The organism is Streptomyces sp. NBC_00306 (assembly GCF_036169555.1).
GTDB classification, from domain to species: domain Bacteria; phylum Actinomycetota; class Actinomycetes; order Streptomycetales; family Streptomycetaceae; genus Streptomyces; species Streptomyces achmelvichensis.
This window is the reverse complement of sequence record NZ_CP108032.1, coordinates 8,268,261-8,280,407: the sequence shown is the minus strand read 5'-3', so window position 1 is coordinate 8,280,407 and position 12,147 is coordinate 8,268,261. Positions and strand designations below refer to the sequence as shown.

The window sequence follows — 12,147 nt, the reverse complement described above, 5'->3', positions numbered from 1 at the left end:
GGACCCCTTGTAGGTCGATGATCGACAAGAGGCTGCGGACGGGACGCACCGACGCTCACGGCATAAGCCGAGCGCAGCTTCCTGATGCCAAGACAGGGCGCTACTGGAAAGCTGCTTGTGTGGTGGGAACGAAAGTCCGGCCCGCGGGGGCGTCCGTGTCCGCTCGCATCTTTGTCGCCTGCGCCCAACAAGGGTCTGCCCACCTCGGACCGACATCTTCTTGGTGAGGAGGGCTACCAGCAGCAGACAAACGCGTATGCAGCTGTGTCACCGTGCCAGCGCCCAGCTCCAGGCATGGCCTGCCGCTACTGGGCCCTCCTCACCCAGCATCATTGCACAGTGCAATATAGGTGCGCCAGACTCGCAGAATGCGAGCCCAAGAAGCCTTTAGCGTGCCGTGCCTTGCGTGCCTGGCTCCGGTCTCGCGAACGAACTCCCGTAACGCGCCTCACTCTTCGCGCACTGGGGCACGCGAGCCCGTACGGGGCCAGGCCTGCCGGGCTGTAGCAGCGTGGCGATGTACAAACAAGGATCCCAGCAGCGGCCCTATCCGTGAACCCGCGTCTCGGACCTACTGCGGCGTCACGGACTTCTCCACGTCGTCGAAGGTCGCGCTGTCGACCAGGCCGGTGTCCTCCAGCACCTCGAGGTGGTCAAGGACAGTTTGGTTGGCCTGTCGCGAGTGACGACGGATGAGGTCGTTCTGTGTCGCGGCCCTGACCTCGCCGATGGTGGCGAAGATCTTCCCGTGGGAGGAACGGAGGAGATTGGCGAAGAGACGGTCGAACTCCACGCCCCGGGCGTTCTCCATCTGCGTGACCCAGCCCTGCTGCTCCGCCGTCGCCTCCTCGGGAAGCGGTACGCCGAGGATCTTGGCGTCCTCGCGGACCAACTGATCGAGCTTGCTGTGCCCGTCTATCAGATGCAGTCCGGCACGCTTGACGGCCTCGCTCGAGGCGTTCGTCTGGGCGAGCCGGCCCGCCGGGATCTCCCACAAGCCGGCCTGCCGGACCTTCACGAGGAACGTCTTGTCCACCTCTGTCACGGGCTGGGGGCCTGTCGGCACGGGCTCTGCCTTGTCCGCTGCGCCGTCCCGCGTGCCGGTGGCATGGCCGGCGCCCGCGGAGTGCCCGTACCCCGCCGTGGACTGCCCGTAGCCGGCTCCGGCGGGCGTCTGGGAGGCTGAGGCTTCTTCATCACCTCCACGCGTCATGAGGAGCACGGTGGCGATGACCGCACAGGCGGCCACGAACACCCCGATCGTCCTGGGGAGCGTGGATTCGGCTGTGCGTCGGTTGGAACGCATGATGCCTCCCGGTCGGCATGGAGAACTCGATCGTTCATGGCACCCGGAAGCTGTTGAACGGCGGCTGGCACGGCTCGCAGTGAGCAGTACGGAGCGGATCGCCGGCGTGTTCACCGTCGGCGGGATTCGTCACGAACGATCGGCAGGCCGGCCGGTGTCGGCGCCCGGCCTGCCGGGCGGCATGGCGCATCCTGGGCGATCGCAGTAGGGGCTGCACTCCAGCCTGACGAAAGGAATCCGCGTACCGGCGTAGCGATATCCCGTCGTTGTCCCGTCGGCGGGGAGCCCCATGTAGGCACAGAGGCGTGCGGCCAGACGGGGATGGGACTGCGCGTACCGGGCCATGATCCTGCCTCCGTCCTCCGAAGGAAGGAACCGAGCTGTAACCGCGTGGTAGTGCCGGCCGACCTGAATGGTGGCCTTCGGAGTGTGCTGCAGGTTCCGGTACCACCGAGCCACAGTCCCGAAACCGGAGGCCACGACCCAGGAGCGAGAGTCGGCCTCGACGACTTCGAGAACGACAGTACGTGAAGCGCCGCTCACCCGTCCCGTGTGGATCAGGAGAAGCAGTCTGCGACCGAACAGCGGGCCGAGGCCGATCCGGTAGAGGCCTATGGGCAGCCGCGCCGCTAGCCGCTTCCAGCCGGTGGGTGGGGCGGGTCGCGGCGTTGGGGTGTTCGAAGGGTCCATATCTCGCCTCCCGGCTTCTACCACTTGGGGCCCGCCGTGGCTGTCGGTTGGTAACGCGGCCCGTCGAGATCCTTCACGAGGGTAAGTTTTGCATAGGCTAAATTAGGTGGGGGCGTGACACGGTGCCAGGCCCTCTGCTCGGAACACTTCGCACCGCCTGCCACACACCGCGGGGTTGCCATGCCCGAAGAGACGGTGCAGCGCTCCGTCGTGCTGTCTGTGCTCCCCTACGGCGTCATGTCTGTTGTCGCCGTCATCGATCTGACTGCGGGCTCGTCAGTGGGCTTCCTGCCGCTTGTGTCGCTGGGTCCGGCCTTCGCCGGACTTGTCGGCGGCTGGCGCCGTACGGCCCTCGTCGGCGTCATAGCGATGCTTCTCTGTCTGGCGCTCGGTCTGTATGACGGTCTGTTCGCCGGCCGCCGCGGCTGGACGGCACTGGCCTCCGTGGCCGGTGTGACGGTGGCCGGGCTGGTGGCAACGGTGATGAGGCAGCGACGTGAGGCCGAACTGGCCAGCGTCCGGTCGATCGCAGAGGTGGCGCAGCGTGTACTTCTGAGGCCGGTTCCACGCAGTGCCGGACACCTGCGGGTGGCGGTGTCGTACACATCGGCTGTTGCCGAGGCGCGTATCGGCGGCGATCTCTATGAGGTGGTGGCTTCCTCCGCCGGCGTGCGTGTGATCGTGGGAGATGTGCAGGGCAAAGGGCTGGAAGCGGTCGAGACGGCCGCGGTGATTCTGGGTGCGTTCCGCGAGGCCGCCCACGACGAGGCAGACCTCACGAGCGTCGGCACACGGCTGGAACGTGTGGCCGACCGGGAGCTGCAGGGGGAAAAGTTCGTCACGGCCGTACTGGCGGAAGTCGCCGACGATCACAGCGTGACGCTGCTCAACTATGGCCATCCCGCACCCATGATCCTGTGGCCCGATGGCCGTGTGCGTTTTGCCGAGCCACCGTCCCCCGCGCTACCGCTCGGTCTCGGCGTGCACGGCATGAGCGGGCCCGAGCCCTACGCGGAACGCTTTACCCCGGGAGCCCAGATGCTTCTGTACACCGATGGCGTCACGGAAGCCCGGGACGACACGGACCGGTTCTACCCCCTGGGCGAACGAGCCGCGCTGCTCAAGGACCCTGATCCCGAGCTGGCGCTGCAGACCCTGCGCGGTGATCTGGTTCAGCATGCAGGAGGGCCGCTGCACGACGACGCAGCCATGCTGCTTCTGCGCTATCACCAGGACCCGAGAGACTAGGAACAGCCGTGTGCGCCGGGGGCCAGAACCGCTGCGCCGACGGAGAGGGTAGAAAAGACGCATGGGTGACAGAGCGAAGGCAGCACAGCAGGTCGATGACGTGGATGCGGTGACGCGAGCCGTGCTGACCGCTTCCCGTCTGCTGGTTGCTGTCTCGGCGCGTTCCCTTGCCGCGGTTGAGGACAGGGTGACCCTTCCCCAGTTCCGGCTCTTGGTGGTGCTGTCCACACACGGACCTGCCAAGCTCGTCGTACTCGCCAACCGGCTCGGTGTGAAGCCCTCGACGGCGATGCGCATGATCGACCGGCTGATCGCAAGCGGCCTCGCGGACCGGCAGACAAACCCTGGCAATCGGCGCGAGACAGTGCTCCGGCTGACGCCGGAAGGCCGCGATCTTGTTCAGGACGTCACGGGCAGGCGCCGTCGGGAAATCGAAGCGATCGTGAGGCGGATAGTGCCAGAGCAACGCGTTGCATTGGTGGAAGCGCTGACCGCATTCAACGAAGCGGGCAGTGAACCAGCGGTCGAAGCCGCGGACAGCGCCATGCACCCACTGGGCTGGGAGGACGCTCTTCCCTCGCAGACAACCGCCGCTTCGCAAAAACCTGACGAGGTCAGCACAGGCGCCACAGGTAGGTCCACACAGCGCAGCCCGGAACAATCGGCATAAGCGTCATGCTTGCCAATGGCCCTCTGGAAGTGGCCGATCGAGGGCTGGTCTGGCGCGCGCAGAAGGCCACGTCCTTGATCGTGCCACCCTGGCCATCAGCATGCTGGATCCCACGGCAGCAAGCCTCGCGGTCAGCACAACAGGGGCAGCAACGGTTCGGGGAACGAGGTCTGCGCAGAAGTCTTGAGCGAGCGCAGCGCCTGGTGGCACGCCATGTCGATGACACGCCGCAGGGGAAGCGATCACAGGCATTGCGGAGGTTTGGCGGGGTTGGCGGTGATTGCTGCGCGCAGCAAGGCGGCAGCCAGGAACCTACGCCATTTTGGGCAGGACCTGATGCGCTCAAGACCATCGTCTGACCGCCCCGCGGCCCAGCTCCTGAAGGGGCTGTTCACAGCTCGCGCCCTTGGTGTGGTTAGGGCGTGAGGAACGCGTCAAGGCGACGCGGGGTGTGCCGGGCCACTCCCGGGTACCTAGGGCTGCAGGATGCCGAACGGGAGATGATCCCCTCCACAATCTCGAGTTCTTCCGTGGCCACCTCCAGATTGCGGCCGATCAGCGATCCTGGGCGCTATCGCCTGTGCGCCTGAGTGCCCTCCTTGGCAGTCTCGGTCCCTGTCGGTGTTTCCGGTTGCCCGCCGCCGGCGTCGACCAGGTCGTCGACATGGAAGAGGCGGGCGATGGGGACGTCGGTGCTGCTGTGGGCGACAATCGAGAAGGCGATGCAGACGGCGATGAGGCTGTACGCCTCCTGCCCCTGCGGGATGCCGGCCTGGAGAACCAGCAGGCCGTAGACGACCGAGGCGAAGCCCTTCGGACCGAACCATGCCGCGACGAGCTTCTCCCTGCGGTCAATACGCGTGCCCAGCAGCGACAACAGAAGGGAAGCCGGGCGGATCAGCACGATCGCGAGGATCACCGCCAGGTACCCGCCGATGGACAGGTCTCCGAAGAGCTGCGGGGTGAGCAGCGCGCCGAAGACCAGCAGGGCGGCGAACTTGGCGAGCTCCGCGAGCGACTCCCCCAGCGGCTCGAACGCCTTGTGGGACTCCGGAGAGACGGCGGCGAAAACCGCACCCGCGGAGAAGGCCGCGAGGTAGGGGTTGGCGTGGGTCAAGTGGCAGGCGGCGTAGAGGATGACTGCGGTCGCCAGCGGAAGCAGCGGCTGCAGCTTGGGCTCGGCCCCCAGCAGCCGGAACCGTACGAGGCCGTTGACAATCAGAGGCATCAGGACACCGAAGACGAGGCCGAGGCCCAGCTCCAGACCGATCTTCCCGAAGGATGCCGCGGCATGGGGTGAGGTGGGACCGGCGGCGGCGATGAGGATCAGGACGACCGGCAGCGCGAGCCCGTCGTTGATGCCGCTCTCCACGTTAAGGAGTTCACGCAGCCGGGCCGGGACCTCCTTGCGTCCGACGATCGCCGAAGCGAAGACCGGATCGGTCGGCGCGAGGACCGCGCCGACGAGGAAGGACGTTGTCCAGTCCAGGCCGACCAGGTAGTGCGTAATGAGCGCCATGCCGACGCACGCGAGCGGCATGCCGAGGCCGAGCGCACGGGCCGGGTTGCGCCAGTTGGCCCGGAGCTTGGCGAAAGAAACATGCATCCCGTCGGTGAACAGGACGGCGAACAGCGCGAGGTCGGCGGTGACCGACACGATCTCACTGTCGGGGGTGATGTGGATCAGTCCGAGGAATCCGTCGCTGACCAGCGCCCCACCAACCAGGAAGAGCAGCGACGTCGACAGAACCGTACGGGCGGCAAGCCCGGAAAGCAGCACGGCAATCAGCAGCGCGGCCCCGAAAACAGCGACAAGCACCATGGCAGAAGTCCCCCTGTCGGCACTGAGAACAGAGAGCTCTCCCCCTGTTCGCCGACCAGGCTTCCCGGCACACCACCACCTACTTTATACGTTTCCTACGCGGTGTTGACAGACTCTTGACGCGCAGCGCGTGGGCTGTGTGGTTGCCGGGACACGGCAACGTTCGCTGGGAACCGGTCCGCACAGGGGCAGCCACGCCTCCTCACGGCAGGACCCACGAGCCCCGGGCGACTGGACTTCTCTTCTCCGGTTGGCTCCGGTTGGGTGTGCGGCAAGGTTTGATCAGAGGTGGCCCTGACCTTGATCATTGTTGTGTCCGGCCTTCGAACGTCTGGCTCGTGACCTGGTCCAACGCCCGCGCCGTACCGATGCATTGTCCGAACACTGCGGCGCACGGCGGCCGGAGCGACCTCGAAGATTGCGTGCGGGTTCGCGTCAGCCCCTACCACAAAGGTTCCCCACGGCGGCCTGGCAGCAGGAACGACCCCGCCCGTCTTGCCGTCATAGCGGACCCTCACGACTTTCGCATTCCCCTGGCCCACAACCTGACCAGAGCACTCAACGTGGCTTCCCCCGTGCCCCCCGCCCTCGATCTGGCACTGCGAAAGACGAACCTGGACCTCGTCTCCGGTCAGCCCCAGCCGAACGAGCCCCAGAACCACAACCCAGACCGTAGTTCCCACGAGCAGCACGGAAATCACGCTCCAGGCTGCAACCGCTACGCCCCGCCCCCTATTCGTCACCGGGCCAGCATGACGCACCAGGATCACAAACAGACACTGCAGTACGGGACATCGGGCCACTGTGTGGCCGGTGCCATGGTGGAGCGCCGGACGCGTGCATCCCTTGCCTCCGGGCTCCGCAGGTGGCGAATCGAGTCTGAGCACCCGGCTGTCAGGCCCGCCGAGCGTGTCTTCATCAGCCAGGCGTGCCGCAGCCGAAGGCCTTGGCCGCAGACTGCACAAAAGACTCAAAGAAGATGTCCCGGCGTGCAGTGTCCGGGTCACGCTCACGGGTCTCTGTGTACTGCAGTCCCGATTCCATAGCCAGGTAGACGGCGCCGCCGCGGCAGGGCAGCACGATCCTTTGCGGCTCGACAACATCGGCATCCCGGCCTCCGGGCGCGGTGCCCCGGTGTGTTCCCGGTGCCTTCTCGACAGCGGCGAGGAGCAGTGGGTCCCGGGCGACCGTGTACGTCATGAAGCCGTCCTCACTGGCGGGGCGATTCGAGTCGCCCCCCAGGGATACCGTGCAGGACCACAGGTCAGCAGGTGCCGCCTGACCTGCTTCGAGGACTTCCCTGCCGGCTGGCACCTGACCGCGAATGGAGAAGCCGTCAAGGCCGCACAGCCGTCCCTCGGCAGCGGGGCGAGCCGCTTGTGAGCGCGGCGGCAAGGGCGTTCCGGGCTCCTTGGGGAGGGTCCCACATGCCTTTTCCTCCGCGAGGGCGCGTGCGGCGTCGGTGAGCAGAGCGCCGAACGCCTTGGTGTCGGACACCGGTTCGCTGGAGTGGGCTTCGACAATCACCGGCTTGGTCGTCCAGCACTCCTCGGGCAGCAGGACCCAGCCGTCGTAGTCGTAGACCCCGCCGGTCACCGGTCCGGAGAAGAACGAAGCCCGCGCCGGGTCCGGCCACCTGGCGTCCACGAAGGGAAAGTCCCCGCGCTCCTCGGCGACGCGGACGGACAAGGTGCCCTTCCCGCCACCGATGACGACTGACGACTTCTCGATCTCGCACTCCGTGTCCGGCAGATGGTCGGCGATGCCGTCGCCCTCGGCGCTGACCCGCCCAGAGCTGGGCAGTACCGCGTCCGCGTTCGCCGCCGAGACCAGCCCTCCGCACAGTCGGTCGTCGGTCAGCACATTGGTGTTGCGGTAGGCATGCAGCAGCCCCGCGACCACGACGACAAGGACCGCCGCGACGGCCCATACCTTCCACGACGGCCGTGTGCGGCCTGCTGCTGTGCTCACTTGCTCACTTCCTGGTTCGCAGGGCCGCGTACGCTTCCTCGCGGCCGGTGATGGAACTCTGCTTCGCCTCGCCCTTGGTGTACTCAGCGCGGTGGCTATTCGCGCCGTGACTGCGCCACCTTGGCCGGACACTCTGCGAATCGGGCTCGAGCTCACCACTCCTGGCAGTAGGCGGCCGAGCAGTTCGGCGTCAGCCTCCGTCCCGCAGCCCCCGGAACCTTGAACGGCTCGTGGCCGCCGCAGCCGACGGCCCCGGTGAACAGGACAGCCACGACTGAAGGCCGCCGGACGGTCTTCGTGGCCAGACCGCATTGCCCTCCACCCGCCAGCACCCGGCCCGGCCATTTTCCGTTGCCTTATGCGACCATGCCGCTACGGACGACAATCCTCTGCCTCGATGGCGACTGGCAGATAGGACCGCGTGAAGCGTTCGAGCACTTGGCGGCGCTCCGCGGTGTCCTGAGGGTTGTCCACCCCGTCGACAGCCAGGACATATTGTCGCTTCTCGCCCTTGTGGGTGCACGCCTGCACAGCCATCGCACCGTGGTCGGCGATGCTGGCACCGTCACCGATGTCCGCCGGCGAGGGGTTGCCCAGCCGACGCATCCCATCCGCCGAGATTTCCAAGGGCTTGATGTACGGCTCGACAATGTCGCCCCGCAGATACAGCGTGAGCTCGCCGTCGACGCTCAGTTGGCAGCGTGGCTGGTCCGGATCGGACAAACTGTCGTCGATCTCCAACTCATCGCCCTCTGGCAGCAGTTCCCGGATCAGCTCGGGGTCGACCTTCGTCCCGCAGGCTTCAGAAACATTGAACTCCTTGTGGCCGCCGCAGCCGACGGCCCCGGCGAGCAGAAAGGTAAGCAGAACCGCGCCACACACCGGACGCAGGACGCTCTTCCTCGTCGACCTCATCACCCTCCCGACAAACCCTTTGCACGATCATTTCCGTTGTAGGCAGCGCCATTGATCGCGTCGGTAAGCGTATAGCGGTTGTTGGTGTGCTCAGGGTTGGCCTTGGCCCACTCGTCGGCGAGCGCCTGCAACTGCCGCTCCCGGCCGTTGAAGACCTTCGCGTTGTCGCCGGTGTGGATCGCGTCGATCCGGCTCTGCTCCTGCGTCCGCCACTCGTAGGCCACGACGTCGATACCGCGCTGCGCAAGGTCACCAACACCCGCAGTTCGTTGCACTACGGGGGCAGCACAACGAACCTGCACGCGGCGGCTACTCCCGCCTTCTGGCCGGCCCCGGCGGCAGCGGGGTACGGCGGGGCGAGGGGGCCGCAGGCCGCAGTTGGTACACCGATCCGCGACGGGCTATGCCATCGTCCTGCTCTCGTCGCCGCCACGGCAGCGTCGCTCTCTCGACCCATGAAAACCATCGGACAGAAGGACCCCAACTATGCGAATACTGTCTGCCGCCACCGGGTCCTGGAACCTGTTCTTTGACTTCCGCTCTCCTCCCTAAAGGGAGGGGATTCCTACCACGGTCGACTGACCGTCTCGGTGGGTTCCTGCTTCTTCGCGCTGCGCCGGAACAAGTTCCGGTCTTACCCGCGCTCGACAGGCTGACACTGCCAGTCCAGCAGCCTTGGCGACGTTGACCGCCGCGTTGATGTCCCGGTCGAGGACCGCCCCGCACGCCCGGCATTCCCACACGCGGATGTTCAGGGGCTTGGGGCCGTCCTTGATGCCGCACTGGGAGCAGACCTGTGAGGTCGGCTCGAAGCGTCCGATGCGGTGGAAGCCGCGCCCGTACCGGACTGCCTTGTACTCCAGCATCGTGAGGAACGACGACCATCCGGCGTCGTGAATGGACTTGGCCATGCGTGTGCGGGCGAGTCCCTTGACCGCCAGGTCTTCCACTGCGACCGCTTGGTTTTCGCGGATCAGCTTGGTGGAGAGTTGGTGGTGGAACTCGCGCCGTGCGTCGGCGACCTGCGCGTGGGCGCGGGCGACCTTGATGCGGGCCTTGGTCCGGTTGTTGCTGCCCTTGGCTTTTCGGGACAGGCGGCGCTGTTCCCGCTTGAGCTTCTTCTCGGCCCGGCGCAGAAAGCGAGGGCTGTCGATCTTCGTGCCGTCCGAGAGGATCGCGAAGTGCGTCAGCCCCAGGTCGATGCCGACCTCGGGCGTCGCCTTCGGCAGCGTCTCATCCTGGCCGGTCTCGACCACGAACGAGCAGAAGTACCTTCCGGCCGCGTCCTTGACCACGGTCACCGTGGACGGCGTGGAGGGCAGCGTGCGGGACCACTTCACCCGGACATCGCCGATCTTCGGCAACGACAGATCTCCGCCGGTCGTGATCTTCCACCGGGCGTTGGCGGTGAAGCGGACGGCCTGCCGGATGTCCTTGCGGCTCTTGAAGCGGGGAGCGCCCATGCGCGGGCGCTTGCTCTTGAGGCTGTCGAAGAAGTTCCGGTAGGCGGTGTCCAGGTCCCGAAGGGACTGCTGGAGTACGACGGCGGAGACCTCGCCGAGCCACGCCCGTTCCTCGGTCTTCTTCGCCGCCGTGACCTGCTTCGACAACTCGGCCGACGTCACGAACGGCAGCCCTGCCGTGCGGGCGGTCTCACGAGCGCGGAGCGCATCGTTGTAGACCACCCGCGAGCACCCGAACGCCCTGGCCAGCGCCAAGCGCTGAGGGCCGTTCGGGTACATCCGGAAGGAGTACCTGAGCTGCATGTCGATCACCGTACTCCCATTGACTTCTGACTGAGCATCAGAACATCCGCACTGGTCGACACTGCACTTTCGTCCTCCACGCCCACTTGGTTTACGTGACGAAGTTCCGGCACAAGGTCTTCACCGACGCCCACCTTCGCCGGATGGAGGAGATCATGCGGGACGTCGCGAGGGACTTCGAGTGCGAGATCATCGAGTTCAACGGCGAGAACAACCACGTCCACCTGCTCGTGAACCTCCCCCCGAAGGCCGCCCCGTCCAAGCTGGTCAACAGCTTGAAGGGCGTCAGCTCGCGCAGGCTCCGCCAGGAGTATCCGGAACCGGTCCGGCACTACTGGCAGGCGCAACGGCTTTGGTCCGGCTCATACTTCGCCGCATCGGTCGGCGGAGCCCCGCTGTCGGCCGTCCGTCAGTACATCGAGCAGCAGAATCGTCCGCTGTAACCTGCGGGTCACAGCAGCCCTGAGAATCGCTTCACCACCAGGCAAAAGCCCGGCGCACTGCGATTAGTCCCGGTAGCTACATGTTGATGACTGAAGAGAGGGGGGCGACCTTCCTGGCTGTGCCAGTCGCACCTGCGCCGTGGTGATGCTTCGGTCCATGCTTCGTCACAGCGATGCCAAGTTGCTGCGATCCGCGTGCTGGACGGTGGTCGCAATGGCTGCCACTTGGTCAGCTGCGGGAACAGCATTGATTGTTGCGAACGGCTCTTTCGCGCACGTTCTGGTCGCGGTCCGCTCAGGCACTCCAGTCATGCTCACAATATTCACGCTGCCCGCCATGGTCGCCCTGCTTTCGACTAGGAGAAATCCGGAGCGGGCGGTCCACACCTCACCATGAGGCCGTGCCGGCAAAGGAGCGTGAGGGTGATACGGATGACCGGCACACGCTGGCACCTTGCGGCCAGTAGCTGCCTGTCTTGCGTCAGTTCACGTGGCGCGCGGAGTGGACCGCAGCGCGATGAACGAACGGCCGTGGCTGCTCCACTGCTCGATGTCCTGCCAGCCCGCGCTTCGCGCTTCGCGTGCAAGAGCGGAAATACCGACCTGGGCCCACGGGAAGGAGGCACCCCCCTCGCCGTACCCGCTCTCGATTCTCACCTGGAATCGTTCGTCGACGTCGGTCGGCGCTGCTTCTGCCAGCAGCAGGCCTCCGGGGACGACGATCTCGGCGACCCGTTCGAGCAGCGTTCCCGGGTTGCCGCCGATGCCGACATTGCCGTCCATGAGCAGTGCAGTGCCCCACCGGCCTTCATTGGGTACGTCGCCGAAGACGCAACGGTGAAGAGCCCGTCCGCCGCTGCGGAGTGCTCTGGCGATGGCAGCCGGACTCACGTCGATACCGAGCGTGCTGTGGCCGAGTTGAGAGAGGGCGACGAGCATGCGTCCGGGTCCGCAGCCGATATCGAGTACCGCTTCCTCGCAGCGTTGAAGAACGGTCATGTCGGCTCCGTCGGCGCCGGCACACCATCGCTCGACGTCCAACGGCAACAGCCGGCCGTCCGCGCGGCGCAGGAACAGCGGGCTACAGCCGGAGCGGACAGCGTCGCTGTATGGGCCGGCGCGCCATGGACTGGCTTCGTCACTGCGCGGCACCGTGGCGCTCATTCCGCTGCGGCGTCCCTCAATTGCAGCTTCCTGCCGACCACTGGCTGGAGTGAGGGCCTCACCTGCCCGCTGGGGGCGTCGACAGACTTCTCACCCGGACCACCAGCCGGCCGTTGTGGTCGCACAGCGGTTCCGCGGGCGCAAAGAAGGAG

At 66.3% G+C, this 12,147-nt stretch carries 10 protein-coding genes and 1 pseudogene; 3 read left to right on the top strand and 8 right to left on the bottom strand.

Annotated elements, in window-relative coordinates; genetic code table 11:
• Positions 1 to 571 precede the first annotated feature (571 nt).
• Positions 572 to 1,306, bottom strand: coding sequence for a DUF4142 domain-containing protein (locus OHA05_RS37155; RefSeq protein WP_328863130.1), 735 nt, complete (start codon positions 1,304 to 1,306; stop codon positions 572 to 574).
• A gap of 129 nt (positions 1,307 to 1,435) precedes the next feature.
• On the bottom strand, positions 1,436 to 1,996 hold the full coding sequence (locus tag OHA05_RS37150; RefSeq protein WP_328863129.1) for a nitroreductase family deazaflavin-dependent oxidoreductase: 561 nt from the start codon (positions 1,994 to 1,996) through the stop codon (positions 1,436 to 1,438).
• 180 nt (positions 1,997 to 2,176) lie between these two features.
• On the opposite strand from OHA05_RS37150, the gene OHA05_RS37145 reads away from it, so the two are divergent.
• Both OHA05_RS37145 and OHA05_RS37140 read left to right on the top strand, forming a co-directional pair.
• The gene (locus OHA05_RS37145) at positions 2,177 to 3,244 is read left to right on the top strand and encodes a PP2C family protein-serine/threonine phosphatase (protein ID WP_327686592.1); all 1,068 of its coding nucleotides are present in this window, start codon (positions 2,177 to 2,179) and stop codon (positions 3,242 to 3,244) included.
• 61 nt (positions 3,245 to 3,305) lie between these two features.
• Positions 3,306 to 3,812 (top strand): annotated as a pseudogene (locus tag OHA05_RS37140) (MarR family winged helix-turn-helix transcriptional regulator); the annotation flags it as partial.
• Between the two features lie 673 nt (positions 3,813 to 4,485).
• On the opposite strand, the gene OHA05_RS37135 reads toward OHA05_RS37140, so the two are convergent.
• The 5 genes from OHA05_RS37135 to OHA05_RS37115 all read right to left on the bottom strand — a co-directional run bounded on the left by OHA05_RS37135 (position 4,486) and on the right by OHA05_RS37115 (position 10,388).
• Positions 4,486 to 5,736, bottom strand: a complete 1,251-nt coding sequence (locus OHA05_RS37135; RefSeq protein WP_328863128.1) for a cation:proton antiporter — start codon at positions 5,734 to 5,736, stop codon at positions 4,486 to 4,488.
• Between the two features lie 918 nt (positions 5,737 to 6,654).
• Positions 6,655 to 7,707: a hypothetical protein gene (locus tag OHA05_RS37130; protein ID WP_328863127.1), complete on the bottom strand. Its 1,053-nt coding sequence runs from the start codon at positions 7,705 to 7,707 to the stop codon at positions 6,655 to 6,657.
• Positions 7,708 to 8,079: 372 nt separating this feature from the next.
• Positions 8,080 to 8,622 (bottom strand): hypothetical protein, encoded by a 543-nt coding sequence (locus tag OHA05_RS37125; protein ID WP_328863126.1) that lies wholly within the window; start codon positions 8,620 to 8,622, stop codon positions 8,080 to 8,082.
• Positions 8,622 to 8,846: a hypothetical protein gene (locus OHA05_RS37120; protein WP_328863125.1), complete on the bottom strand. Its 225-nt coding sequence runs from the start codon at positions 8,844 to 8,846 to the stop codon at positions 8,622 to 8,624. The genes OHA05_RS37125 and OHA05_RS37120 overlap by 1 nt, the downstream gene beginning before the upstream one ends.
• 324 nt (positions 8,847 to 9,170) lie before the next feature.
• Complete coding sequence (locus tag OHA05_RS37115; protein ID WP_328863124.1) at positions 9,171 to 10,388, bottom strand: RNA-guided endonuclease InsQ/TnpB family protein; 1,218 nt, start codon at positions 10,386 to 10,388, stop codon at positions 9,171 to 9,173.
• A gap of 26 nt (positions 10,389 to 10,414) precedes the next feature.
• Here OHA05_RS37115 and tnpA point away from each other — a divergent pair, with 26 nt between their 5' ends.
• On the top strand, positions 10,415 to 10,831 hold the full coding sequence (tnpA, locus tag OHA05_RS37110; RefSeq protein WP_328863537.1) for an IS200/IS605 family transposase: 417 nt from the start codon (positions 10,415 to 10,417) through the stop codon (positions 10,829 to 10,831).
• A 486-nt stretch (positions 10,832 to 11,317) separates the two neighbouring features.
• Here tnpA and OHA05_RS37105 read toward each other — a convergent pair whose 3' ends face one another.
• A complete protein-coding gene (locus tag OHA05_RS37105; protein ID WP_328863123.1) occupies positions 11,318 to 11,995 on the bottom strand; it encodes a methyltransferase domain-containing protein in 678 nt (225 codons plus the stop codon).
• Positions 11,996 to 12,147: the final 152 nt, after the last annotated feature.

Excerpts from the sequence above, each read along its gene's own strand:
- OHA05_RS37155 (WP_328863130.1), bottom strand. The coding sequence starts at position 1,306 with ATGCGTTCCAACCGACGCACAGCCGAATCCACGCTCCCCAGGACGATC.
- OHA05_RS37150 (WP_328863129.1), bottom strand. The coding sequence starts at position 1,996 with ATGGACCCTTCGAACACCCCAACGCCGCGACCCGCCCCACCCACCGGC.
- OHA05_RS37145 (WP_327686592.1), top strand. The coding sequence starts at position 2,177 with ATGCCCGAAGAGACGGTGCAGCGCTCCGTCGTGCTGTCTGTGCTCCCC.
- OHA05_RS37135 (WP_328863128.1), bottom strand. The coding sequence starts at position 5,736 with ATGGTGCTTGTCGCTGTTTTCGGGGCCGCGCTGCTGATTGCCGTGCTG.
- OHA05_RS37125 (WP_328863126.1), bottom strand. The coding sequence starts at position 8,622 with ATGAGGTCGACGAGGAAGAGCGTCCTGCGTCCGGTGTGTGGCGCGGTT.
- OHA05_RS37115 (WP_328863124.1), bottom strand. The coding sequence starts at position 10,388 with ATGCAGCTCAGGTACTCCTTCCGGATGTACCCGAACGGCCCTCAGCGC.
- OHA05_RS37105 (WP_328863123.1), bottom strand. The coding sequence starts at position 11,995 with ATGAGCGCCACGGTGCCGCGCAGTGACGAAGCCAGTCCATGGCGCGCC.